Annotated in this window: 18 protein-coding genes; 8 read left to right on the forward strand and 10 right to left on the reverse strand. The window is 67.8% G+C overall.

Annotated elements, in window-relative coordinates; genetic code table 11:
- Positions 1-47 precede the first annotated feature (47 nt).
- Genes HZI36_RS22875 through HZI36_RS22885 form a run of 3 tightly spaced genes read right to left on the reverse strand, consistent with a single transcriptional unit; the run spans position 48 to position 4,899 of the window.
- Entirely contained in the window at positions 48-1,301 is a 1,254-nt protein-coding gene (locus HZI36_RS22875; RefSeq protein ID WP_179404953.1) for a cytochrome c, read from the reverse strand.
- Positions 1,298-2,023: a (2Fe-2S)-binding protein gene (locus HZI36_RS22880; RefSeq protein WP_179404954.1), complete on the reverse strand. Its 726-nt coding sequence runs from the start codon at positions 2,021-2,023 to the stop codon at positions 1,298-1,300. The genes HZI36_RS22875 and HZI36_RS22880 overlap by 4 nt, the downstream gene beginning before the upstream one ends.
- Entirely contained in the window at positions 2,020-4,899 is a 2,880-nt protein-coding gene (locus HZI36_RS22885; RefSeq protein ID WP_179404955.1) for a xanthine dehydrogenase family protein molybdopterin-binding subunit, read from the reverse strand. The genes HZI36_RS22880 and HZI36_RS22885 overlap by 4 nt, the downstream gene beginning before the upstream one ends.
- A 306-nt stretch (positions 4,900-5,205) precedes the next feature.
- On the opposite strand from HZI36_RS22885, the gene HZI36_RS22890 reads away from it, so the two are divergent.
- From HZI36_RS22890 to otsA, 5 genes are all read left to right on the forward strand, one after another.
- Complete coding sequence (locus HZI36_RS22890; RefSeq protein ID WP_179404956.1) at positions 5,206-6,768, forward strand: sensor domain-containing diguanylate cyclase; 1,563 nt, start codon at positions 5,206-5,208, stop codon at positions 6,766-6,768.
- A gap of 125 nt (positions 6,769-6,893) precedes the next feature.
- Complete coding sequence (locus HZI36_RS22895) at positions 6,894-7,166, forward strand: hypothetical protein (RefSeq protein ID WP_179404957.1); 273 nt, start codon at positions 6,894-6,896, stop codon at positions 7,164-7,166.
- A gap of 187 nt (positions 7,167-7,353) precedes the next feature.
- Positions 7,354-8,382, forward strand: a complete 1,029-nt coding sequence (locus HZI36_RS22900; protein ID WP_179404958.1) for a succinylglutamate desuccinylase/aspartoacylase family protein — start codon at positions 7,354-7,356, stop codon at positions 8,380-8,382.
- 130 nt (positions 8,383-8,512) lie between these two features.
- A complete protein-coding gene (locus HZI36_RS22905; protein ID WP_179404959.1) occupies positions 8,513-10,132 on the forward strand; it encodes a methyl-accepting chemotaxis protein in 1,620 nt (539 codons plus the stop codon).
- Between the two features lie 169 nt (positions 10,133-10,301).
- Positions 10,302-11,708: an alpha,alpha-trehalose-phosphate synthase (UDP-forming) gene (otsA, locus tag HZI36_RS22910; protein ID WP_179404960.1), complete on the forward strand. Its 1,407-nt coding sequence runs from the start codon at positions 10,302-10,304 to the stop codon at positions 11,706-11,708.
- A gap of 47 nt (positions 11,709-11,755) precedes the next feature.
- Here the strand turns inward: otsA and HZI36_RS22915 are convergent, their stop codons facing one another.
- Both HZI36_RS22915 and HZI36_RS22920 read right to left on the reverse strand, forming a co-directional pair.
- On the reverse strand, positions 11,756-13,621 hold the full coding sequence (locus HZI36_RS22915) for a phosphoenolpyruvate carboxykinase (GTP) (protein ID WP_179404961.1): 1,866 nt from the start codon (positions 13,619-13,621) through the stop codon (positions 11,756-11,758).
- Positions 13,622-14,136: 515 nt separating this feature from the next.
- The gene (locus HZI36_RS22920) at positions 14,137-15,360 is read right to left on the reverse strand and encodes a 4-hydroxyphenylpyruvate dioxygenase family protein (protein ID WP_218884232.1); all 1,224 of its coding nucleotides are present in this window, start codon (positions 15,358-15,360) and stop codon (positions 14,137-14,139) included.
- A gap of 252 nt (positions 15,361-15,612) precedes the next feature.
- Between HZI36_RS22920 and HZI36_RS22925 the strand changes: the two genes are divergently transcribed.
- Positions 15,613-16,914 carry a UDP-N-acetylglucosamine 1-carboxyvinyltransferase gene (locus tag HZI36_RS22925; protein WP_179404962.1) on the forward strand — a complete coding sequence of 434 codons (1,302 nt, stop codon included), beginning with the start codon at positions 15,613-15,615 and terminating at the stop codon, positions 16,912-16,914.
- A 68-nt stretch (positions 16,915-16,982) separates the two neighbouring features.
- Positions 16,983-17,753: an IclR family transcriptional regulator domain-containing protein gene (locus tag HZI36_RS22930; protein WP_179404963.1), complete on the forward strand. Its 771-nt coding sequence runs from the start codon at positions 16,983-16,985 to the stop codon at positions 17,751-17,753.
- 68 nt (positions 17,754-17,821) lie between these two features.
- On the opposite strand, the gene HZI36_RS22935 is transcribed toward HZI36_RS22930, so the two are convergent.
- From HZI36_RS22935 to HZI36_RS22955, 5 genes are read right to left on the reverse strand one after another with little or no spacing between them, the layout of a single operon-like run.
- Positions 17,822-18,595 (reverse strand): 4'-phosphopantetheinyl transferase superfamily protein, encoded by a 774-nt coding sequence (locus tag HZI36_RS22935; RefSeq protein WP_179404964.1) that lies wholly within the window; start codon positions 18,593-18,595, stop codon positions 17,822-17,824.
- Positions 18,582-19,424 carry an ABC transporter ATP-binding protein gene (locus HZI36_RS22940; protein WP_179404965.1) on the reverse strand — a complete coding sequence of 281 codons (843 nt, stop codon included), beginning with the start codon at positions 19,422-19,424 and terminating at the stop codon, positions 18,582-18,584. Before HZI36_RS22940 ends, HZI36_RS22935 begins: the two co-directional genes overlap by 14 nt.
- Positions 19,421-20,431, reverse strand: coding sequence for a FecCD family ABC transporter permease (locus tag HZI36_RS22945; protein ID WP_179404966.1), 1,011 nt, complete (start codon positions 20,429-20,431; stop codon positions 19,421-19,423). Before HZI36_RS22945 ends, HZI36_RS22940 begins: the two co-directional genes overlap by 4 nt.
- A gap of 46 nt (positions 20,432-20,477) precedes the next feature.
- On the reverse strand, positions 20,478-21,494 hold the full coding sequence (locus HZI36_RS22950; protein ID WP_218884235.1) for a FecCD family ABC transporter permease: 1,017 nt from the start codon (positions 21,492-21,494) through the stop codon (positions 20,478-20,480).
- A gap of 12 nt (positions 21,495-21,506) precedes the next feature.
- Complete coding sequence (locus tag HZI36_RS22955; RefSeq protein ID WP_179404968.1) at positions 21,507-22,463, reverse strand: ABC transporter substrate-binding protein; 957 nt, start codon at positions 22,461-22,463, stop codon at positions 21,507-21,509.
- A gap of 175 nt (positions 22,464-22,638) precedes the next feature.
- On the opposite strand from HZI36_RS22955, the gene HZI36_RS22960 reads away from it, so the two are divergent.
- Positions 22,639-24,480 carry an ABC transporter ATP-binding protein gene (locus tag HZI36_RS22960; protein ID WP_179404969.1) on the forward strand — a complete coding sequence of 614 codons (1,842 nt, stop codon included), beginning with the start codon at positions 22,639-22,641 and terminating at the stop codon, positions 24,478-24,480.
- Positions 24,481-24,483: the final 3 nt, after the last annotated feature.

Raw genomic sequence — 24,483 nt, forward strand, 5'->3', positions numbered from 1 at the left:
TTGACCGGCGGCGCGGAACCCAGTCCGGGCCCCTCGCCGCCGGGCGCTCAGCGCATCGCTTTCACGTCGTCGGCCTTCACGTCCGCCGCCTGCCCGCCCCACGTCGCGCGCAGGTAGTTCGACAACTGTGCGACGTCGTCGTCGCTGAGCTTGTGCGCGAAGCCCGGCATCGACTGCATGCTCTCGACGCCCGCGAACGGCTGCGCGTCGATCCCGTCGAGCACCGCGACCAGCAGGTTGCGCGGGTCGCTCTGCCGCAGCGTCGAGTTGCCGTTCATCGCGACCGCGACGTGCGGCTTGCCCTCGCCCGACAGCCCGTGGCAGCCCGCGCAGACGGCGATGTAGATCGAGCGCCCCGGGTCGAGCCGCGCGGCGTCGGCGGGCGGCGGCTTCACCGGCTGCGGCGCCGGCGGCGTGTCGCCGAGCAGATACACGGACAGCCCGCGCAGATCGTCCTTCGTCAGATACTGCGTGCTCAGGTGCACGACCGGGTACATCTCGCCGAACGCGGAGCCCTGCGGCGCGATACCGACGCCGAAGAACGTCTGCAGATCCTGGCCGGTCCAGCCGCGCGCGGCGAGCGCCGCCGGCGTGATCTCCGGCGCGGCGACGCGGCCGAGCGCGGCGCCCCCGAACGGCTTCGCGCCGTCGAGCTGGCCGGTGAAGGTGCGCGGCGTGTGGCATTCCGCGCAGTGGCCGAGCGCGTTCGCGAGATAGCGGCCGCGCTGCCAGTCGGCCGATTGCCCCGTCGACGCGTCCGGCAGGCTGTCCTTCAGGAAGAACAGATCCCAGAGCGCCATCCCGAAGCGCAGGTTGTACGGGAACTTCAGCTCGTTGGCCGGCGCGTCGGCCGCGACCGGCTTCACCGTCATCAGATACGCATACATCGCGTCGGTGTCGGTGCGCGTCAGTTGCCGGTACGACGTGTACGGCATCGACGGATACAGCCGCTTGCCGCGCGCGTCGCCGTCGTGCAGCGCGCGATAGAAGTCGTCGGCGCTCCAGTTGCCGATTCCGTGGTCCTTGTCCGGCGTGATGTTCGAGCCGTAGAACGTGCCGTACGGCGAATCGAGCTTCACGCCGCCCGCGAACGGCGCGCCGTCTTTCGCGGTATGGCACGCGGCGCAGTCGGCGGCCTTCACCAGATAGCGGCCGCGTGCGACGGCGTCGCCCGCCGGCGCGGCGGAGGCGGTGCTGCTCGACGATTCGCGGCTGCCGCATGCGGCGAGCGCGAGCGCGCAGGCCGCGACGAGCGCGTGGCGCGCGAGACGGGAAAAGCGCGGGGCGTGGGTGGGTGTCATGCGGCGTCCCTCACGAGTCCCGGCGTGTTCATCACGACGTCCTTCACCGCCTCGTAGTAGCGCACGTAGCCGGTGCAGCGGCAGATATGCGCGTCGAGCGCGTCGAGGATCGTCTGCTCGACGTCGGCCTTCGCGACCGGCTGGCGCTTCAGCCGCTCGATCAGCACGGTCGCCGCGTTCACGAAGCCCGGCGTGCAGTAGCCGCACTGGAAGCTGAAATGCTCGAGGAATTTCTGCTGGATCGGCGACAGCTCGACGACCTCGCCCGCGTCGTTGCGCTTCGCGTGGCCTTCGACCGTGCGAAGCGCGCGGCCGTTGAAGTAATGCGCGCCGGTGATGCAGGTGCGGATCTCCTCGCTCGTGCCGTCGGGCTGATCGAGGATCACGACGCACGCGTGGCAGATCCCCTGCCCGCAGCCGAGCCGCGAGCCGGTCAGGCCCGCGTACTCGTGCAGGAACTCGATCATCATCAGCCCTTCGGGCACCTGCATCGGGCCGACCGCCCGGCCGTTGATCGTGACCGACAGCGGCTTCGGGCGGTATGACATGAGCGGCCGCTCGGCGGCGGCCGGTGCGGGCGTGGGCTGCATAGCGGACTGTGAAGCCGGTTGCGCGGCGGATGCCGCCACGGCCGCGGCCGATGCATCGGCCACGCCCGATGCGGCATCGGACGAAGCGGTGGCGCCGGCAGCGGAAGCGGCGGCGGATTGGGCGGCCGTCATGCGAGCACCTCCTGGATTTTTTGCGGGGTCACCGGCAGGTCGGTGAAACGATGGCCGATCGCATGTGCGATGCCGTTCACGATCGCGCCGACGACCGGGATCATCACGACTTCGGCGACGCCCTTCGGCGGATCGGTTTCGGACAGCGGCGGCAGCACGTCGCCGGTCTGCGTCCAGACGGCGACGTCTGACGCGCGTGGCACGTGGTAGCGGTTGAAGTTCCACGTGCCGTTGCCGGGGCCGTCCTCGTACAGCGGCAGGTATTCGTGCAGCGCATGGCCGATGCCCATCGCGACGCCGCCCTGCAACTGACCGGACACGAGTTGCGGCGAGATCTGATTCCCGCACTCCATGATCGAGTGATGCTTGAGCAGCTCGACATTGCCGGTCGCCTCGTGGATCGCGAGCTCGACGAGCGTGCCGACCGCGGTGTAGTACGTGACCGCCGCGTTGTTGCGGCTCATCGGCGGGATGAACACGCGCTTGCGGTCGAGCACGCGGTAGCCGTTCGCGGTCGGCGGCAGCGTGCTGCGGATGGAGGCGACGGCGGCAGCCGGCGCGGCGGCCGACGCATTGGCTGAACCATCGGCCGGCTTGCCGCCGCCGTAGCGCAGCGACAGCCCGTCGATCGGCAGCCGCTCGACGCTATCGCCGATCTCGAACTCGGCGTCGGTCCACTGCCAGCGGTTGAACACGTGAACGACCGCGCCGGTCGGCAGCCCGAGCGCATGCGCCTGTTTCGCGAGCTGCTCGAACGTCAGCGGCTCGAGGCCGTCGGCGGTCAGCTTGCCGTCGATCCAGCGCGCGTCCTCGACCCGCACCGTATACGGCGCGGCCTGGCCGCCGCCGGGGCCGTGGGTCCAGATCGACATCGCCGCCGGCCAGAGCCCGTAGCGGAACACCGCGCGCGCGGCCTCGCGCGTGCTGTGCGTGAAGTAGAACGACGAGTTGGTCGCGCTCGACGGCGACGCGTAGTTCGGCGACCAGCGCGGGTTCGCGCTCAGCCGGTCCTGGTCGGCCTGCGGCATCGTGTACGGATCGCCGCTCGTCACGACCGGCAGGTCCGGCCACTCGGTCACTGCGACGCGCACGTCGGACGCGGGCTTGCCGAGCCATTTCGCGACCGCGATCGCCTGCGACGTCGACATTCCGGTGCCGATCTCGGCGCCGGTGTGATGCAGCGTGATCGCGCCGTTCTCGTCGAACTCGACCTTCGCGAACGACGCCTCGGCGCCGGTGCCGAAGTCCTTCTGCACGCACGCGAAGCCGACGCCGTAGCGCCGGCCCGGATGCTTCGCCTCGTATTCGGCCTTGCGCGTCGCGCGCTGCGTCCACAGCGGATGTTTGCGCGCATGCTCGAGCACCTCGTCGACGCGCTCGGCGCCGGCCGGCACCGCGCCCTGCGTGTTCTTCATCCCGGAGCGCAGCGCGTTCTTCAGACGAAACTCGATCGGATCGAGCTGAAGCTGCGCGGCGATCTCGTCGACGGCCATCTCCATCGCGGCCATGCTCTGCAGCGTGCCGTAGCCGCGCGCGGAGCCGGCATCGATCGCGCGCGTCGCGATCGCGACCGACGCGAGGTCGTTCTTCGGGAAGTAGTAGATCGACTGCGCGGCCGTCGCGCCGACCATCGCGACCGACGGCGAGAAATTGCAGCGCCCGCCGCCGTTCGCCTCGAAGTCGCCCTTGAACGACTGCAGCAGGCCGGTCTTGCGGTCGACCGCGATCCGGTAATGCATCTTGAACGCGTGCCGCTTCAGCGACGTCTGGAACTGCTCGTAGCGGTCGTTCGCGAAGCGCACCGGGCGGCCGTCGCCGTACATCGCCGCGACGAGCCCGTAGTACGGCACGTTGCAGTGATCCTTCGACCCGTAGCCGACGGTGTAGCACGGATGCAGGAAGATCCGCTTCACCGGCACGTGCGCCTTCGCGACCATCGCGGCCGCGTTCTCGGCGATCTCGAGCGGCGACTGCGTCGGCACGACCAGATGCAGCGTCTGCGTGCCGGCGTCGTACCAGCCGTTCGCGTTGTCGGGCTCGAGCGCGGACGTGTCGATCGACTGCGTGTTGTACTCGCGGTCGAACACGAGCCAGTCGGCATCCGGGTGATCGAGCTCGTCGGCGATCTTCGCCGCATGGAACATGCCCTGCTCGTCGAGCTTGCCGTGCTCGTTGCCGTCCGGCCAGACCGGCTGATGCTTGCGCATCATGCTCGGGAAGATCGGCGCGTCCTTCAGGCTCGAATAGACGTCGTCGTCATCAGGCGTCGCGCCGCCGACGCGCACGAAGCGGAACGTGCCCCACGGGTCGCGCTCGAGCGGGCCGGTGACGGCGCCGTAGCGGACCACGTCGTCGCGGAACTTCAGCACGTTCTTCGCGAAGCGAAAGCGCGCGAAGTCGTGATAGATCAGGATCGCGACCGCGTGGCCCAGATACGCGGGCGTCTTGCCGGCGGGCAGCAGCATGTCGTCGCCGTAGAACGCGGGAAACACGAGGCCGTCGCGCGCGAGATCGTCGGCGGTGACGACGCGGTCGGGCTTCAGGTCGTCGCCGAGCACCGACAGGTCGAAGCCGGTATAGAGCCGGTCCGCCTGCGTCGCGCGCAGGATCAGCGCATGCGCCTGCTGCTGCGGCCAGTGCGGCATGTCGGCCGCGCGGACGTCGCGCGCGAACACCTTCGAACCGGTGACTTTCGCGATGCCGTCGATGCGGAATTTGGGGGTGCCGGTCGCGTCGTCCCACTTGACCGGCGTCAGAAGCTTGTCTTCGAAGAGCGCCGCGAATGCGCGGCTGCCGAGGGGCGCGATGTATACGGCCACGCCGGCCAGCATGCTGGCTTTCAGAAAACCCCGCCGTGACAGGCCGTGGTTTTTCATTGGGGGATCCTCCTGGTGCGTGTGCGACTCACGGACGCGAGGAACGCGAGCGCGGCTCGCATCGCCCGGAGCGGCGCGCATTCTGGCATCTTTCTTGCGCTGATGCCCATAGCGTTTTTCACATGCAAGACTTATCACAGCACTTATAAGCGCGTCGCGTGGGCCTGCCCGGCACGCCGCGTCTCGTCGGACATAATATTGACTTTTCGTGATATTGTGGCGCGAATTATTCCCACCATTCGCTCGCGCCCGGGCAGCGCGGGCGTCATCGCCAGCATTCGCGTCATCGCGTCGAGGTCATCGATCATGGCAGTCAGGGCATCTCTCCTGCACTCCGTCATCGCCACTCCCCCATCCGGCAACCATCGTGTGACGGACGCGATGCGTCGTCCGATGCTGTCCACGCTGTTCGACGACATCCGTCCGATGTTCCTGTCCGGCCTCGCGAGCGGCTTCGTCGCCGCCGTCGCGCTGCTGCGCATTCATCAGACCTGGGCGCTCGTCTGGCTCGTCGTCGATCTGTGCCTGCTCGCGGCGCGGGTCGGCATCGCGCGCGCGTACGTCGCTCACCGCGATGCCGGCGACGCCAGCGAGGATCCCGCGCAGACGTGGGCGATGCGCTACGCGCCAGTGTCGCTCGCGGCGTGCCTGCTGCTCGGCCTCGGCGCGATGGGCTGCGTCGCGTCCCCGGACGTCGAGCTCGGCACGCTGTCGGTGATGGTCGCGGGCGGCGTGTTCGGCGGGATCGCGTCGCGCAACGCGGCGCTGCCCCGCCTCGCGCTGTCGCAGATCACGCTCGGCACGCTGCCGATCGGCGTCGGCGCGCTGCTGTGCATGCGTCCCGGCGCGTGGATCCTGCTGCCGCCGCTCGCGATCTATCTCGCCGCGATGCGCACGGTCGTCCAGCGCCACTACCGCGTGCTCGTCGCGCTGATGGCGACGCGGCAGCGCAACGCGGAGCTCGCCGCGCGCTTCGACGCCGCGCTGACCCACATGCCGCACGGCCTTTTGATGATCGACGCCCAGCAGCGCGTGATCGTCGCGAACCCGCGCACCGCGCAGCTTTTCGGCTCCGGGCAGGGCATCGCGTTCGGCACGCCGTTCGCGGATCTCGTCGCGACGCTCGGCGCGGACCGCGTGGCCGAACCGGGCGCGACCGATCTCCGGACGCGCTGCGGCGCGTGGCTCGGCCGCGAGCCGGCGCCGCTCGAGATCACGCTCGCCGACGGCCGCCAGCTCGAGCTGACCCGCCATCAGGTGCCCGACGGCAGCGCGGTGATCATCGTCGAGGACGTGACCGCGCGCCGGCGTGCCGAGCGCGACATCCGTCATCTCGCGCGGCACGACGCGCTGACCGGGCTGCCGAACCGGCATACGCTGCACGCGGAACTCAAGCGGCTGCTCGCGCGGCGCGCAAAGCGCCGCGGCGGCGCGCTCGCGGTGATGTATCTGGATCTCGACGGCTTCAAGCCGATCAACGACACGTTCGGCCATCATGCGGGCGACGACGTGCTCACGCAGGTCGCCGTGCGCCTCGCGAAGACGCTGCAGCACGGCGAGCTCGCGGCGCGCGTCGGCGGCGACGAGTTCGTGGTCGTCGTCGAGGAGACGACCGCGGCAACCTGCGCACAGCTCGCCGCGCAGATCATCGGGCAGATTTCGGCGCCGTACGCGCTGCCGATCGGCACGACGGCCGAGCTCGGCGTCAGCATCGGGATCGCGCTCGACGGCGGCGTCGAGACGCCCGACGATCTGCTGAAGCAGGCCGACCGCGCGCTGTACGACGCGAAGTCGTCCGGCAAGGGCGTCTATCGCTTCTATGCCGCGCCACGTGCGTCGACCGGCGGCGTCACGTTACATGTTCCGTAACATCGCGGCAAAATTTGCGTGATGTTACGTCGAGGACACCGGCAAAAACGACACGCGGCCGGTGATTCAAGCCCTGGCACTCTTATTGCTGCTCCCTGGGAAAACGCAGTGCCAGGGAGCGCAACATGGACATTCTCGAAGTTTTCAGCCCGGGTCGCCTCGGCGATCGCGTGAACGTGATCGACGGCGCATCGCTGATCCGCCGACTGAAGTCCGACCGCCCCACCGCGCCGATGGGCGCGGCGCGCGTCTCGAATCCGCCGCTGACGCTGTACGGCGCGTACCGTCAGGGCGTGGCCGACTACACGACGAATCGCGCGAATCCGTACAGCGCGGGCAGCCGTCTGTGGGCGGTCTGGGAAGAAGGACGTATCGAGGCTGAAACGCGGTACGTGTAACCCTGAGACGACGCTCGCCCGCGCGCAATCTCGCGCCGGCGGGCGATTCGCCGGCCGGCCGCCGCGCCGGTGCGATACAGCGCTGAAACATCGCCGGCCGCGTTTCGATCCGCCGCATGTGCGCCGATCGTTGCCGTCGCGGTTTCCCGATAAGATGACCGCGTGCCCGTTCGAAGCGCCCGCGATCATGACCGCCACGCCCCCCCAAGTCCGCAATCCGATCCACTGCGAAATCGATCTCGACGCCGACGGCAAGCACGCGGGTTATCTGCGGCTGCCGTATTCGGTGCACCGGTCCGCGTACGGCTGGCTGCCGATTCCGATCGCGTCGATCCGCCACGGCGACGGCCCGGTCGCGCTCGTGATGGCCGGCAACCACGGCGACGAGTACGAAGGCCAGATCATCGTGTCGCAGCTGATCCGCGAGATCGAGCCCGACATGGTCGACGGGCAACTGATCCTGCTGCCGATGGCGAACTTTCCGGCGGCCGACGCGGGCCTGCGCGTGTCGCCGCTCGACGGCGGCAACCTGAACCGCAGCTTCCCCGGCGATCCGGCCGGCTCGCCGACCGCGACGATCGCGCATTTCATCGAGCACGCGCTGCTGTCGCGCGCGCAGTATCTGGTCGATCTGCATTCGGGCGGCAGCTCGCTGCTCTATCGCGGCGGCAACATGCTCGCGATCGATCCGCTCGACGCCGACGAAGCCGCGCGCCTCAACGCGCTGCTCGTCGCATTCGGGTTGCCGAATGCGCTGCTGCATGCGCCGAACCCCGTGCATTCGGCGTCGGCCGCGCGCCGCCAGCGTGCGATCTCGATCGTCACCGAGCTCGGCGGCGCCGGGATGGCCGACCCGTCGCTGATCCGTCTCGGCCGCCACGGATTGCTGCACTACCTCGGCTTCATCGGGCTGCTGCGCGGCCCGCTCGTGCCGAACGCGCCGCCGGGGCTCACGCGCTTCATGCGTGTCGACGGCGATCGTCATTTCGTCTACGCCTACGAGCGCGGCCTGTACGAGCCGCTCGTCGAGCTCGGCGATCAGGTGCGCGCCGGACAGCCGGCCGCGCGGATCCACTTCCCCGACACGCCGCTGCGCGAGCCGGCACTGTGCCGCTTCATCGGCGACGGCGAAGTCGTCTGCAAGCGCGTGCCCGCGCAGGTGCAGCGCGGCGACTGCCTGTTCCAGCTCGCGGAGCCGACCGCGCCGCCGGCGTGAGCCGTTCATCCCTGGGGTAAAGAAAATCGCCGGCGATCCGTTAATGCGGGCACGACACGTGTATTCGTCCGCCCGTTTCCCCAATCGGCCATCGCCCTCGCGCAAAAGGATCCCCGTGAAATTCGCCAGAGTGTCCATCAAAACCAAACTGCTCGGCGGCTTCGGCGTGCTCGCCATGCTCGTGCTGCTCGTGTCCGGCATGGCGCTGAAGTCGCTGTCCGATGCGAACGACCAGTTCTCCCATTATCTGAACGGCATCCGTGCGCGCACGGCCGTGGTCGAGCAGATCCGCACCGCGGTCGACCGTCGTGCGATCGCCGCGCGCAACCTCGTGCTCGTCGACACGCCGGCCGATGTCGACGTCGAACTCGGCGAGGTGCGTCGCGCGCATCAGGACGTCCAGGAGAATCTCGCGAAGCTGAAGGACATGATCGCGAAGGCCGACGACGCGACCGACCGCGCCCGCGCGCTCGTGGCCGACATCGCCAGCATCGAGGAGCGCTACGGGCCGGTCGCGCTCAACATCGTCGAACTCGCGCGCACCGGCAAGCACGAGGCCGCGATTGCCGATATCAACATGAACTGCCGCCCGCTGCTCGCGCAACTCGTGCGCGCGACCCAGGCCTATACGACGTACACGCACGAACGCGAGATCACGATCGCGCAGCAGTTCGCCGATCGCTACACGACCGCGCGCGACGTGCTGATCGGAATCAGCGCATTCGCGATCCTGCTCGCGGTTGTCGGCGGGATGTGGCTCACGCGGGCGATCACGGCGCCGCTCGGCACAGCGGTCGACGTTGCGCGCACGGTCGCCGAAGGCGATCTCGGCAGCCGCATCGACGTGCGCGGCAACGACGAGACGCGCGACCTGCTCGAAGCACTCGACGCGATGAACGCGAAGCTCATCGACATCGTCGGCCGCGTGCGCGATTCGTCGGGCAGCATCGCGACCGCGGTCGGCGAGATCGCGTCGGGCAACATCGACCTGAGCCAGCGCACCGAGGAGCAGGCGGCGTCGCTGCAGGAAACGGCCGCGACGATGGAGGAATTCACGTCGACCGTGCGCCTGAATGCGGAAAACGCGCAGCAGGCGAGCTCGCTCGCCGCGAACGCGTCGGACGTCGCGCTGCGCGGCAGCGACGTGGTCGGCCGCGTCGTCGACACGATGACCGAGATCGGCCATCGCTCCGCGAAGATCGCGGACATCACCGGTATCATCGAAGGGATCGCGTTCCAGACGAACATCCTCGCGCTGAATGCGGCCGTCGAAGCGGCGCGCGCGGGCGAACAGGGCCGCGGCTTCGCGGTCGTCGCGAGCGAGGTGCGCAGCCTCGCGCAGCGCTCGTCGACCGCCGCGAAGGAGATCAAGGAGCTGATCACCGCGTCCGTGCAGACGATTCGCGACGGCTCGACGCTCGCAGGTGAAGCCGGCAAGACGATGGCCGAAGTCACGCAGGCGGTCGCGCGCGTGACCGACATCATGGGCGAGATCGCGGCCGCGTCGGCCGAGCAGAGCCGCGGCATCGACCAGGTCAACCTGACGATCACGCAGATGGATCAGACGACTCAGCAGAACGCGGCGCTCGTCGAGCAGGCCGCGGCTGCGTCGAAATCGCTCGAGGCGCAGGGGCGCGAACTCGGCGAAACGGTCGCGGCGTTCCGGATGCCGGGCGGCGCGCGGGCGCGCAATCACGCACATGACGCCGTGGCAAACGGCGCGCCGGGCTGGCAGCCAGCCATCGCGTAACGGCGCGTCGCGCGCCGCCTGAACGGGCCCGCCGCATCATCGCGGCGGGCTTTTTTTCTTATTTTTTTTGTGCGATGTGAGATAAATACCCGCGAAATCACGGCGAAATGCGGACTTTTAAAACCGACGAATGCCGAGTATCCTGAAAAAACACTTATCAGGAGAACGGGTGAGTCGTCTCGTCATCGTCTCGAATCGTATTGCCGATCCTCGCAAGGCCGCGGCCGGCGGGCTTGCCGTGGCGGTCAAGGACAGCCTGCAGGAAACGGGCGGCGTATGGTTCGGCTGGAGCGGCAAGCTGCGCGACGCAGGCAACGACGCGACCCATCGCGGCGACGGCGTGCAGGTGCAGACGGTCGGCGGCATCCAGCTCGCGACGATCGATCTCGACCCGCGCGACTACGACGCGTACTACCTCGGCTACTCGAACAACGTGCTGTGGCCGGTGTTCCACTACCGCCTCGATCTCGCGCAGTTCGACCGCCGTTTCGCGGACGGTTATCGCCGCGTGAACCAGCTGTTCGCGCGCAAACTGTACCCGCTGCTACGGCCCGACGACATCGTCTGGGTCCACGACTATCAGCTGATTCCGCTCGCGGCCGAGTTGCGTGCGATGGGCTGCACGAATCCGATCGGCTTCTTCCTGCACATTCCGATGCCGCCGCTGCCGATCATGGCGGCGATCCCGGAACACGAATGGCTGATGCGCTCGCTGTTCGCGTACGACCTCGTTGGCTTCCAGACCGAAGCGGACCTGCTGCACTTCGAGCAGTACGTCGAAGCGGAGGCCGGCGCCGCGCGTCTGCCGAACGGCCGGCTGCGCGCGTTCGGACGCACGCTGTCGGCAGGCGCGTTCCCGATCGGCATCAACGTCGACGAATTCGCGGCGCTTGCCGGCGATCGCGACGGCATCGCGATGTTCGATCGGATGCGCGACGAGTATTCGCGGCGTCAACTGCTCGTCGGCGTCGATCGGCTCGACTACACGAAAGGGTTGCCGCAGCGCGTGCATGCATTTCGCGAGTTGCTCGAACGATATCCGGAGAACCGCAGCCGCGCGACGCTGATCCAGATCGCCGCGCCGAGCCGCGAGAACCTCGGTGCGTATGACGACCTGCGGCGCGAGATGGACAGCCTGTGCGGCGCGATCAACGGCGATTACGGCGAGCTCGAATGGATGCCGATGCGCTATATCCACCGCACGGTCGCGCGCAAGCGGCTGCCGGGGCTCTATCGCGCGAGCCGCGTCGCGCTCGTCACGCCGCTGCGCGACGGGATGAATCTCGTGGCCAAGGAGTTTCTCGCCGCGCAGGACGAAACGGATCCGGGCGTGCTCGTGCTGTCGCGCTTCGCGGGCGCGGCCGAGCAGATGAAGGAGGCGCTGCTCGTGAATCCGTACGACACGCAGGGCACCGCGCAGGCGATCCAGCGTGCGCTCGCGATGCCGCTCGACGAGCGCCGGCAGCGTTACACGGCGCTAATGGCGACGATCCGCAAGTACGACGTGCACTGGTGGCGCACGCGTTTTCTCGATGCGCTCGCCGACGCGTCGGAGGCGGCCGTCGCGCAGCCGTGAAGCGCGCCGCGCGGCCGGGGCTCGCGCCCCGCCGCGCGCGCTTGCCGTCACGCGCCGAGGCGGCTTTCGATCTTCGCCATCGTATCGGTCAGCGCGGCGGGCAGCCGCTCTTTCAGCTTGTCGAACAGCTGCGCATGCAGCGCGAGCTCTTCGCGCCACGCGCCGACGTCCATCGACGTGACCGCGTCGAACTGCTCGGGCGTGAAGCCGAGGCCTTCCCAGTGCAGGTCGTCGTAGCGCGGCGACACGCCGAACGCGTTCTCGACGCCGCCGCCCTGCCCTTCGAGACGGTCGAGCATCCACTTCATCACGCGCATGTTCTCGCCGAAGCCCGGCCACACGAACTTGCCGTTCTCGTCCTTGCGGAACCAGTTCACGCAATAGATCTTCGGCTGGCGCGCACCGCTTGCCGCGAGCTGCTCGCCCATCGCGAGCCAGTGGGCGAAGTAGTCGCTCATGTTGTAGCCGCAGAACGGCAGCATCGCGAACGGGTCGCGCCGCACGACGCCCTGCTGGCCGACCGCGGCCGCGGTCGTCTCCGAGCCCATCGTCGCGGCCATGTACACGCCTTCGACCCAGTCGCGCGCTTCGGTCACGAGCGGCACCGTCGTCGAGCGGCGGCCGCCGAAGATGAACGCGTCGATCGGCACGCCGGCCGGGTTTTCCCAGTCGCCGTCGATCGACGGGCACTGCGAGGCCGGCGCGGTGAAGCGCGAGTTCGGATGCGCGGCCTTGCGGCCGGTTTCCTTGCCGATCTCGAGCGTCCATGCGTTGCCCTGCCAGTCGGTCAGCTTCGCGGGCGGCGTGTCGGTCAGCCCTTCCCACCAGACGTCGCCGTCCTCGGTCAGCGCGACGTTCGTGAAGATCACGTTCTCCTTCAGCGACGCGATCGCGTTCGGGTTCGTCTTCTCGCCGGTGCCCGGCGCGACGCCGAAGAAGCCGGCTTCCGGATTGATCGCGTACAGGCGTCCGTCGCGGCCCGGCTTCAGCCAGGCGATGTCGTCGCCGATCGTCGTGACCTTCCAGCCTTCGAAGCCCTTCGGCGGAATCAGCATCGCGAAATTCGTCTTCCCGCACGCGGACGGGAACGCCGCCGCGACGTGATACTTCTTGCCCGCCGGCGACGTGACGCCGAGGATCAACATATGCTCGGCGAGCCAGCCCTGGTCGCGGCCCATCGTCGACGCGATGCGCAGCGCGAAGCATTTCTTGCCGAGCAGCGCGTTGCCGCCGTAGCCGGAGCCGAAGCTCCAGATCTCGCGCGTTTCCGGGAAATGCACGATGTACTTCACCGGATTGCATGGCCAGCGCACATCCGGCTGGCCCGCCTCGAGCGGATGGCCGACGCTGTGCACGCACGGCACGAATTCGCCGTCGGTGCCGAGCACGTCGTACACGTCGCGGCCCATCCGCGTCATGATCCGCATGTTCACCGCGACGTACGGGCTGTCCGACAGTTCGACGCCGATATGCGCGATCGGCGAGCCGAGCGGGCCCATCGAGAACGGCACGACATACAGCGTGCGGCCGCGCATCGAGCCGCGGAACAGGCCTTCGAGCGTCGTGCGCATCTCCGCGGGATCGACCCAGTTGTTGGTCGGGCCGGCGTCGTCGCGCGTGTTGCTGCAGATGAACGTGCGGTCCTCGACGCGCGCGACGTCGGACGGATCGGATTGTGCGAGATACGAATTGGGACGCTTCACGGGATCGAGCCGCGTGAGCGTGCCCTGATCGACCATCGCCTGACACAGTGCGTCGTACTCGGCCTGGGAGCCGTCGCACCAGACGACGCGGGCCGGCTCGGTCAGCTCGGCGATGCGCGTGACCCATTCGATCAGCCGCGCATTTTTGACGTAAGCGGGCGGTGCGATCTGCAGGCCGTGTGCGACCTCGGCCATCGTGTTTTGCGACATGAGCGTGTCTCCGGAACTAGGGGATCAGAATCGGGGAAACGGGCGTGACCCGTCGAATGAAAGAAGCGGGAGGCATGCGGACGGGATGCAGGCGGCATCGGTGGCGCGCACGACGGGGCGCGCGAGACGGTCTCGTGTCGGAGCCGTGATGCGGACTGAAGGAGGGATGATCTCGTTTGAGGGCGCGAACGCGAGTTTCGCCATGCATGCAACCTGCCGTACACCTATATGCCGGGCAGCATACCACCCCGAAAATATCGGCGACGTTGCGATGCAACATGCTTAGTGCGCAAAAAATCCCCATTCCGGTGCGCGATTTTTGCTCGAAAGACAACTGCCGCGCCGCGTGGCGACCGCCTCAAAGGACCGCCCGGCAAGGGTTTCGGACGGGCCGTCCGCATCGCGGACAGCGCGACTGCACGACAAGCGCGTCGCGCGATCTCGCACAATCGCCGTCCGGCTAGTGCTGCAAACCCTGACGCACCTTTTCAAGTCCGAAGCGTGAACCGGGCGCGTCAGCCCGCGCCGCGCGCCTGCGCGAGCGCGGCGAGATTGCCTTCGCCGAAGCCGTGATGGCCGCGGCGCTGCACGATCTCGAAGAAGATTTCGCCGGGACGGCGCTTCACGAAAGTCTGGAAAAACAGCTGCGGCACGCCGTCGTCGCCGATCTCGCCGTCGATCAGCACCGCGCGCCGGCGCAGCGCGTCGAGATCGACGCCATGGCCGGGCAGCCGTGTGTCGACCTGCTCGTAATAGCGCGGCGGCGGCTCGATGAATTCGACGCCGTTCGCGCGCAGCGCGTCGACGCACGACAGGATGTCGTCGGTCGCGAGCGCGACGTGCTGCACGCCCTCGCCCGGATGGTCGGGCAGGTACGCGTGCATCAGCTCGGTGCGCCGCGTGCCCTCCTCGTACACCGGAATCCGCACCGCGCCGTCCGGCGACACCATCACGCGCGATTCCTCGGACACGTGCCAGTGCGCGTCGATCTCGTGGATTTCGCGGAAATGCAGCAGATCGCGGTAGAAATCGAGCCATTCCTGCATCCGGCCCGAGCCGACCGTCTGCGTGAAGTGGTCGACGAGCGTCAGGCCCGCGCCGGCGTTGTCGAGGTCGGTGTGCGCGGTCGCGACGTCGATCGGACGGAAGTCGATGTCGAAGATCGAGATATCGCCGACACCGCCGCGCTGGCCGTCGCGCCCGCGCCAACGGTCGACGAAGTACAGGTGCGAATCGCCGATCCCCTGGATCGCCGGAATCCGCAACTCGCCGACGCCGACCTTCTCGCCCTCGAACGCCCATGCGCCGAGCGCGATCGCGCGCTCGAACGCGCGCCGCGCGTTCGCGACGCGGATGCCGATCGCGCAGACGCCCATCCCGTATTCCTCCGCATAGCGCGCGGCGAACGAATCCGGCTCCGCGTTGATCAGGAAATTCATGCCGCCCTGCCGATACAACGTGACGGCCTTGCTGACGTGCCGCGCGATCGCCTTGAAGCCGAGCTGCTCGAAGCGCTGCGCGAGCGCCTCCGGCACCGGCGCGGCGAACTCGACGAATTCGAGGCCGGCCATCCCGAGCGGATTGATGGCAGGGTTGGCAGGCGAATTGGCGGCCGGATTCTCAGCCGGATTCGCAGCCGGATTCGCAGCCGAATTCGCAGCCGAATTGGCGGCCGAATGGGTAGCCGGATCCGCGGCGGGCGGCGTATCGCTGGACGGGGGGGACGTGTTGCCGTGCATTCCTGTAGTCTCCGGACGAGCGGGGTCGATTCTCCTGCGCGCGCGGCGGGCTGTCGAGCCCATACCGCGACGTTTTCGAGATTTTAACCAAATCGTTCAGACCGCACATCCCGGCCGAACGGCCAACGCCGGCGCGGCGCCCGGTGCTGCCCCGATCTGCGGGCGATCATCGCACGAACCGAACTTCTCCGCCGGTGCGCCACCGATGGCATCATATGGGCCTACGTCAAGCCAACGATACGTCCCCATATCATGTCGAATCTCATCGTCCACGGCGGCACGCCGCTGCGCGGCGACATCCAGCCGTCCGCCAACAAGAACGCCGTCCTGCCGATCCTCTGCGCAACGCTCTTGACCGATCAGCCGCTGCGGCTCGTCGGCGTGCCCGACATCACCGACGTCCGCAAGATCCTCGACATTTTCCGCACGCTCGGCAGCGACGTGTCGATCGACTTCGCGACCGGCATCCTCGATCTCCACCACCGCGCGACGCAATTCGACCCCGCGGTGCATCGGCTGCCCGAAGCGATGCGCTCGTCGATCATGCTGATCCCGCCGCTGCTCGCGCGCTTCGGCGTCGCGCGCCTCGAGAACGACGTGAAGGGCTGCACGCTCGGCGTGCGCGAGATCGATCCGCACGTCGAGGTGTTCGAGCGCTTCGGCGCGCACATCGAGCGCACGCCCGATTCGCTGATCGTGCGCGCCGACGGCCCGCTCACCTCGAACGATCACTGGTTCGACTACGCGTCCGTCACGACGACCGAGAACTTCGTGCTCTGCGCAACCTCGGCCGCCGGTACGTCGACGCTGATGAACGCCGCGTCGGAGCCGCACGTGCAGGAGTTCTGCGAATTCCTCGCGATGCTCGGCGTCGCGATCGACGGGATCGGCACGTCGCGAATCCGCGTGTCGGGCGGACGCGCGCTCGGCGGCGGCGAGTTCCGCTTCGCGGAGGATTTCCACGAGATCGCGACGTTCCTCGCGCTCGGCGCGATCACCGGCGGCGACATCGCGGTGCGCAACTCGGCGCCCGAGCAGTTTCCGCTGATCGACCGCACGTTCGCGAAGTTCGGCGTGCACGTCACGCACCGCGACGGCTGGTCGCGCGCCGAGCGCGACGGCCCGCTGCGCGTGCGGCGGCCGTTCACGCAGAACATCCTGACGAAGGTCGAGGCCGCGCCGTGGCCGTATCTGCCCGTCGATCTGCTGCCGATCTTCATCGCGCTCGGCGTGCGCGCCGAAGGCAGCGCGATGTTCTGGAACAAGGTCTACGACGGCGCGCTCGGCTGGTCCGGCGAGCTGTCGAAGTTCGGCGCGCACGTGCTGCTGTCCGATCCGCACCGGCTGATCACGTTCGGTGGGCTGAAGCTCACGCCCGCGCGCGTCGAGAGCCCGTACATCATCCGCGTCGCGATCGCGCTGCTGATGGTCGCCGCGAGCATCGAAGGCCGCTCCGAGATCATGAACGCGCTGCCGATCCGCCGCGCGCATCCGCACTTCGTCGAGAACCTGCGCTCGGTCGGCGCGAACGTGGAGTGGACCAGCAGCGAGTGACGCGCGCGAATTTGCGCGATAATCGCCCACTGATGAGCGAACGACGCACGACTCGAGGAGCGCCCGCGATGACGAAGGCCGGACTGGACAAGCGAGACTGGATCGCCGGCCTCGAGAAGGGCCTGATGATCCTCGAGGCGTTCGACGCGCAGCACGCGCGGATGACGCCGACGCAGGCCGCCGCCCGCACCGGCCTCACGCGCACCGCCGCGCGGCGCTATCTGCTGACGCTCGAATCGCTCGGCTACGTGTACACCGACGGCAAGCTGTACGGCCTGACGCCGCGCGTGCTGCGGGTCGGCTGGTCGTACTTCGATTCGGCGCGGCTGCCGCGCACGGTCCAGCCTTATCTGCAGCAGTTGAGCGCGACGCTGAACGAATCCGCGTACGTGAGCGTGCTCGACGGCTGGGAGCTCGTGTTCATTGCGCGCAACGGCGTGTCGCGCGTGATGACGACCGGCTTCGTGCTCGGCGCGCGCGTGCCGGCGCCGCTGACGTCGCCGGGGATCGTGCTGCTCGCGCATCAGCCCGACCGCGACGCGGTGCGCGCGTGGATCGAAACGGCCGAGCTGCCGCCGTTCACGCCGCACACGATGACGAACAAGGCGCGGCTGATCGAGCGGATCGACGAGGCGCGTATCGAAGGCTATGCGGCGATCGAGCAGCAGTTGCAGATCGGCGTGCGCGGGATCGCGGTGCCGCTGAAGAACCGTCACGGCGAGGTGGTCGCGGCGCTCAGCACGAACATGCCGATCGGCGTCGAAACCACGGAAGCCGCCGTGCGGCGGGTGCTGCCGCATCTGCAGGAAACCGCGCTCGCGATGCTCAACGTGCTTTGACCGCGCTCGCCCGCGGCGTGGCGAAGCGCGTGCGGTTCAGGGCCGCTGAAAAAGCACGGACGGTACGATCACGCCAAGTGGACGAGCGTTTCCCAAGTCATGTGGGTGTGATGGGCCGCGATGGATCGGTCATCTGCGTGAACGGCGATCGCCATCAGCCATCGGTGATCCGTCGGCATATCCCGAACTTGCCAATCCTCTGCGCGGTCAATTCCGGGAACCGGCTCGAGCAACCGCACGCAGCCTTCGCTACCTAGGTCGACGTGGGGGAGCGGCATTGAGAGGCCCAGACCCACCGCTTTCGCAAACGATTCCTTTCTGACCCAGAGCCGCAGCAATGCTTCCCTCTGCTCGCATTGCCCCACGGCCCGCAGGGCCGCTGCCTCGCTGGCGGAACAGATCAATGGTGCGATGTCGGTCTCGAGAGGTCTGTGCCGGCATTCGACGTCTATGCCAACCGCGCTGTCGAGCGCGGCAACGGCGCCGACAAACCCGCGGGTATGGGTGATGCCACACTCGGCCCGGCCATCGGGTACACGGTTCACGATGACAGGCTTGCCGAGCCTGGCCGACTCGAATCGCCAAAGGTTCGCCGGCACGTCAAAGCAACGGGCAAGCAGAAGCCGGCGGAGCACATGGGCCCAGACGTAGTCTCTCCGGTCCAGCTCGCTCACGTACGCATCGGCCCGCTCATGCTCCCACGGGGTAAGAATCCGCGAGTGCGCATGCGTCGCCCATTCGGGAATGTCGGTCGTCTCCAGACTCCAGACGTGCACTTCGGCCGCGCTTGTCGACGCCATCGGCAAATCCTCGTGCTCGTTCACGGGCTCAGCATGGGGCACTCATCATCTCCATGCTCGAAGTCCGGCCGCGGCCCGGCGCCGAGCCGGCCGGCCCGACTGGCAGGCAGCATGGCACCACCCTTCCCGAGAGCGTGCGCTCGATGCGCTGCGTCACGAGACCGAACAGCCGTTCGGTCAACCGTGAATCGACGATGTCCAGCGGAGGCCCATCGGCGACAATCCTGCCGCGATGCATGGCCAGCAGGCGGTCGGCGTACTGACTGGCCTGATTGAGGTCGTGCAAGACCATCACGATGGTCAATCGGCGCGTGCGCTGCAGTTCGGACAGTAGCGCCAGCAACTCCGCCTGATGGCCCATATCCAGATAGGTGGTGGGCTCGTCGAGCAGAACGATGTCGGACTCCTGCGCCAGGATCATCGCAATCCATGCCCTTTGCCGCTCACCGCCGGAGAGCAGGCTGACGTCGCGGTCGTGCAGATGGCCGACTCCTGCGGCATCCATCGCCCATTCGATGACATCGCGGTCGCGGGCGGACTGCCGGGCGAAGAAGCCCTGATGGGGATACCGGCCGTGGGCGATCAACTGCCGGACACCGATGCCGTCCGGCGTGGATGGAGATTGCGGCAGGAACGCCAGTCGCCGGGCCAGGCTTTTCGGCGCCCAGGACGCCAACGGTTGCCCGTCCAGTCCGACCTCGCCGGCGGCTGGCTTGATGAGCCCCGCAAGGGCGCGGAGAAGCGTCGACTTGCCACAGCCGTTGGGACCGATCAGGCAAACGGTGCTGTTTCGCTCCAGCCGCAGGTCCGGCACATGGACGACGTCACGCGCCCCGTAGCTCAGCCGCAGCTCGCGAGCAACCAAAGTCATACCGGAAGCCTCCTCTGGCGATGCAGTAGCAGCAGGAATAATGGAATGCCGAGCAAAGTGGTCAGCGCGCCGACTGGAATGTCCAACGGGCTGATCATGGTTCGCGCGACGAGATCCGCGCACAGCATCAGAATGCTGCCGACCAGCATGTTGACGACGACCAGCCGGCGCGAATCGGTTCCGATCAGCAGGCGGGAAAGGTGCGGTGTCACCAGCCCCACGAATCCGACCGGGCCGGCGACGGCGACCGCGCTGGCGGCGAGAATGACCGCCACCGCAATGGCGGCGCCCCTCCAGTGCCATCCACGCATGCCGAGGCTGGCCGCGACCGTGTCGTCCAGGCGCAGCAGCGCCAGCGGCCGAAGCAGCAGCAACGTGCCGGCGAGCCCCGCCACGCACCACGGCCAGAGCACCTGCAAGTGCAGGAAGTCGCGGCCATACAGGCTGCCTGCCAGCCAGATCAGCGCGATCTCGGTACGTGCGCCGCCCCAGGCGACGATGGTCCACATCACCAACGCATTGAGCACGGAGCCGACGGCAATGCCGTTGAGCGCGAGGCGGATCGGGCAAAGCCGGGCTCGCATCGACATGCCGAGCACCATGCCGGCGGCCAGCAGACCGCCGCATAACGCGACAGCCGGCAGCCAGACCATCATCGATGGCGGGTTGCCGCCGATCAACGAATCCTCGCTGGCCAGGTCGGTCAGCAGCAGGACGGCGATGACAGCGAGCCCGGCGCCGCTGGATATGCCGATGACGCCCGGATCGGCGAGCGGGTTGCGCATCGCGGCCTGCAGGATGAGGCCGGCCGTGGCGAACTGCAGCCCGACCAGCGCGGCCAGCAAGGTCCGCGGAAGTCGCAGATGCCAGACCAGCGCGCCTTCCAATGACGCGTGCCGGCCGGCGATCAGGCCATCGAGAACAGCGCGAGGAGACAGCGAGACGGCCCCCCAGAAAAGCGAAGCCAGAACCAGCACCACCAGCGCGGCGACCAGCAGCACGAGCATCACCGAAAAGCAGAGTCCCCGGCCCCTTTCGTTCGAGGTTTCCGGACTAAGCACCGCCGACCTCCCGCTTGCCGATCAGATAGACCAGCATCGGCCCGCCCAGCAACACGCAGAGGATTCCTACCGGTATTTCCTGCCACTTCGCGATGAGGTCGGCCGCGCTGACCAGGCTCGCCCCCACCCATGCGGACAATGGCAGAAGCACCCGGTGCCCGCTTGCCCGTGCGCCCAGGCCGAATCGGACAAGGTGGGGGGCGACCAGGCCGACGAATGTAATCGGGCCGGTTGCCGCCACGGTCGCCGCCGTCAACAACACGGCGATGATCCCGAACAGCAGCCGCCAGGACGCGACACGCATGCCAACGGCGGCCAGCATATCCTCATCGAGCATCAGGGCATCCAGTCTCCCGGCGAAGGCGAGCCCCAGCGCCAGTCCCGACATCACCCAGGGCCAGAGCATCGCCACATGGTCCCATGTGCGGTTGATCAGGCTTCCGGTCAGCCAGTAGTAGATGCCATTCACTTCCACGCTGGCGCAGACCAGCATCAGGATGATGGCCGCGGCGAAGAAGAGATTGACGCTCATGCCGGTCAACGTCAGATACAGCGGATCGAGGCGCGCTCCCATCCCGATGGCAAGCGTAATCGTCGCCGCGACGATCCCGCCGGCGGTGCCCAACACCAGTTCGGCGGGGGTGGAGAGGTTGAGGTACGTCATGCACAGCACGGTGGCGAATGCTGCGCCGGCCGTCACGCCCAGCAGGCCCGGTTCACCCAGCGGGTTGCGCGTGACCGCCTGAACGATGGCCCCGGCAAGCCCGAGGGCGCCGCCGGCGAGCATCCCGGTCAATAGCCTGGGCAGGCGCAGCTCGCGAATCACGAAGGTCGCGTCGGATCCATCGTCGTGGATGAAGGCGCGAGCCACGCTGGCGAGCGGCACGTCGAACTCGCCTAGCGCGACGGCAGCGGCCAGCACCCCCGCAGCGGAAAGCAGGCAGAGTCCGGCGATCCAGCGCATGCGGGAACGGGGCGAGCGACTTGCCCGCCTGTCGAGCGCGTGCATGGGCATGTCGAATCAGCGCTGGAAGTCCATCGGCCTGGCTCTGGCCGCTTCCGGGACAACATCGTCGGGTGGAGGGAAGACGGCCGGATAGAGCAGATGCGCCATCTCCCGCAGGACCAGTTCCCTGGCGATCGGGCCGTGCGACATCACGTACTGGTCGCCTACCCGCCACGCGCGCCCGGTCTGGACAGCCTTGAGGCGCTTCCATGCCGGGTGGCTCGCAAACGGACCATCGTCGCCCTTGAACGACAGGATCACATCCGGGTTCAGGCGCAACAGGGTTTCCATCGTCATCGCGGACGAGTCCGTGGACGCCCTGCCCTTCGGCGGCGAGCCGTGGATGTTGTCCGCTCCAAGCCGCTGCATGATGTGCGCGGTCAGATGATTGCTGTAGTACGCATACGGGACGTTCCCCCAATGCCACAGAAACACGGCGCTGACGCCACCAGGCGCACGTTTTGCCGCTGCGTCCAGATCGCGGAGGAATCGCGCGTTCAGCGCCGCCCCCTGGCTGTCCGCGCCAAGCGCCCGCGTCGTGCGCTCCACGGCCCGCAGCGAGTCATCCAGCGTTTTCAGATCGAATGCCAGAAACGCGCGGCTCGCCTCTTCGATTTTCTTGGCGAAGGGTTCGGTGTACGTGCGCAGCCCGATCGTCAAATCCGGAGCGAGCCGGGCCAGCACTTCGAGGTTGGTCTGGTGAACCTCGCCGAGATCCACCGCCCCGGCCACCGATTCGCCCAGGAACGCGGAGCGCTTGTGGTTCAAGGTGGACAGGCCGGCGACCTTGCGATCGAGCGCAACCAGAACGTCCGCGCCAAAGGATGAGATCGACGCAATGGAACGCGGCTCGCGCTCGATGACCACCGACTGGTGGCGATCGTCGACGATGGTCCGCGGATAGTCCATCGCCGGAACGGCTGTGGCGCCCAGCGCGAGCAGCAGAAACAGGAACGGTCGAACGGTGCGCATGAGGGGCTGTCTTTCCCAAAAAAAATAGATCGACCGCCAGTGTTTCTCGTGCTCCGCGAGGGCCGCTACCCGAATCGGGAATCCCCGCGCGCGTGCTTGATGACAGATCCGGGTAGCCGGTGCCGAGCGCACGCTCCTATGCTGACGGCGTCTCTTTTAGCGAAGCGAATCCCCAATGGGAACCGATCTGGATCGCGCCGGTGCGTTGCGCATACTGTTCGAGCTGGCGGCCGGCCGTCGGCTCGTCATCGTGGCCGCCCTGCTGGCGACACTGCTTGCCGTGCTGGCGGAACTGGCTCCGTTCGTTCTGCTCTATCTGGCCGTCGACACGCTGATCGCGTCGCCGCACGCGTTTGCTTCCCGCCTCCTCGAGCTGGCGCCGTGGCTGCTCGGCAGCCTTCTGGCGAAGTATGCCGCCTACGGGACGGCCTACCTGATCAGTCACCATGCCGCCTACGCGATCATCGCGCATGCCCGGCATCGGCTGATCACGCAACTCGATCACGCGCCGCTGCACTGGCTCCATGCGCAGGGCGCGGGCGCGCTGAAGCAATCGGTCATTCAGGATGTCGAACGATTGGAGGCGTTCCTCGCTCACCATACGGTCGAGGTCACGGCCGCGGTCCTGGCTCCGGTCTGCGTGACGCTCCTGCTGCTCTGGATCGACTGGCGGATGGCGCTGGCCGTCCTGGCCGTCGGCCCGCTGGCGCTGCTCACCGCGGCCATTGTCATGCGAGGGGCGGGGCGAAATCATGACCGGTTCAACCAGGCGACCGCCAGCCTCAACAATGTCACGGTCGAATACCTGCGCAACATGGCGGTCCTGAAGGTGTTTTGCCGCACGGCCTCCAGCTTTCGTCTGCTGGAGAGGCGTCTTCGCGAGTACTACCGCCTTGCAGGCCGGATTACCCGGAAAACCGTTCCCGGCTGGGCGCTGTTCACCAGCGTCCTGGGCGCCCACATGCTGTTCCTCCTTCCGCTCGGGGCCTGGCTGCATGCGCGAGGCGAAGTCACCGCGGCCCAGGTGGCCATCGCGGTGCTGCTGGGTGCGGGTGTCTTTCGTCCGCTGCTGAAGGTCAGCCGCTTTTTCATGGAAATCCCGCCGATCCTGGCCGGGCTGCTGCGAATGGCGCCCATTCTGGCGTTCACCGCGCCGGGAGAGCGGCGGCGCATCGGCGGCACCGCGTCGATCCAGGTCGAGCTGAACGACGTGCAATTTCGTTACGGCACCCGCCAGGTGCTGGACACGGTCAACCTGCGTCTGGAACCCGGCACGTTCAATGTGCTCGTCGGGGCATCGGGTTCCGGAAAATCCACGATCGCCCTGCTCGTCGCCGGCATTCTCGCGCCGGACTCCGGCACCGTCACCCTCGACGGTCGACCCGTTGCCACGCTGGAGGATGCCGACCGGGCGCGGCAAATCGCACTGGCGACTCAGGATGTGTTCCTGTTCCACGGAACGATCCGCGACAACCTCTGCCTGGCGCGCCCTGGCGCGACCCGGCAGGAGATTCGGAAGGCGGTGCGTGTCGCCCAGGCGGAGCCGCTTCTGCGCGAACTGCCGGCGGGCTACGAGACGCAGGTCAATGAACTGGGCGCCCGCTTGTCCGGCGGCGAGCGACAGCGAATTGCTGTCGCGCGCGCACTCCTCGCCGATACGCCGGTACTGATTCTCGATGAGGCAACGGCATTCGCGGACAGCCTCACGCAGCGCGCCTTCTATCAGGCGTTGCTCGACGAATATCCGGAAAAAACGCTGCTGGTGGTGGCCCATCGTCTGTACGGCATCGAGAAGGCCGACCAGATCCTGGTGCTCGACGGCGGCAGGATCAGCGTGAGCGGGCGCCATGCCGACCTGCTTCGGGAAAGCGAGTACTACCGGGCCATGTGGCGTTGCGAGGAACTGACCGACGAATGGGCGTTGGGCGCGAGCGACTGGAATGCGGCTGCTCGCGGCCCGATCGGCCTCGACGCATGCGGCAGCGTGCTCGCGGGTTCGAATGCCGCTGGAGGATAGGTC

This window comes from Burkholderia guangdongensis, assembly GCF_013403875.1.
In the GTDB taxonomy this organism is placed as follows: Bacteria; Pseudomonadota; Gammaproteobacteria; order Burkholderiales; family Burkholderiaceae; genus Burkholderia; species Burkholderia guangdongensis.

Excerpts from the sequence above, each read along its gene's own strand:
- HZI36_RS22875 (WP_179404953.1), bottom strand. The coding sequence starts at position 1,301 with ATGACACCCACCCACGCCCCGCGCTTTTCCCGTCTCGCGCGCCACGCG.
- HZI36_RS22880 (WP_179404954.1), bottom strand. The coding sequence starts at position 2,023 with ATGACGGCCGCCCAATCCGCCGCCGCTTCCGCTGCCGGCGCCACCGCT.
- HZI36_RS22885 (WP_179404955.1), bottom strand. The coding sequence starts at position 4,899 with ATGAAAAACCACGGCCTGTCACGGCGGGGTTTTCTGAAAGCCAGCATG.
- HZI36_RS22890 (WP_179404956.1), top strand. The coding sequence starts at position 5,206 with ATGGCAGTCAGGGCATCTCTCCTGCACTCCGTCATCGCCACTCCCCCA.
- HZI36_RS22895 (WP_179404957.1), top strand. The coding sequence starts at position 6,894 with ATGGACATTCTCGAAGTTTTCAGCCCGGGTCGCCTCGGCGATCGCGTG.
- HZI36_RS22900 (WP_179404958.1), top strand. The coding sequence starts at position 7,354 with ATGACCGCCACGCCCCCCCAAGTCCGCAATCCGATCCACTGCGAAATC.
- HZI36_RS22915 (WP_179404961.1), bottom strand. The coding sequence starts at position 13,621 with ATGTCGCAAAACACGATGGCCGAGGTCGCACACGGCCTGCAGATCGCA.
- HZI36_RS22920 (WP_218884232.1), bottom strand. The coding sequence starts at position 15,360 with ATGCACGGCAACACGTCCCCCCCGTCCAGCGATACGCCGCCCGCCGCG.
- HZI36_RS22925 (WP_179404962.1), top strand. The coding sequence starts at position 15,613 with ATGTCGAATCTCATCGTCCACGGCGGCACGCCGCTGCGCGGCGACATC.
- HZI36_RS22930 (WP_179404963.1), top strand. The coding sequence starts at position 16,983 with ATGACGAAGGCCGGACTGGACAAGCGAGACTGGATCGCCGGCCTCGAG.
- HZI36_RS22940 (WP_179404965.1), bottom strand. The coding sequence starts at position 19,424 with ATGACTTTGGTTGCTCGCGAGCTGCGGCTGAGCTACGGGGCGCGTGAC.
- HZI36_RS22945 (WP_179404966.1), bottom strand. The coding sequence starts at position 20,431 with ATGCTCGTGCTGCTGGTCGCCGCGCTGGTGGTGCTGGTTCTGGCTTCG.
- HZI36_RS22950 (WP_218884235.1), bottom strand. The coding sequence starts at position 21,494 with ATGCACGCGCTCGACAGGCGGGCAAGTCGCTCGCCCCGTTCCCGCATG.
- HZI36_RS22955 (WP_179404968.1), bottom strand. The coding sequence starts at position 22,463 with ATGCGCACCGTTCGACCGTTCCTGTTTCTGCTGCTCGCGCTGGGCGCC.
- HZI36_RS22960 (WP_179404969.1), top strand. The coding sequence starts at position 22,639 with ATGGGAACCGATCTGGATCGCGCCGGTGCGTTGCGCATACTGTTCGAG.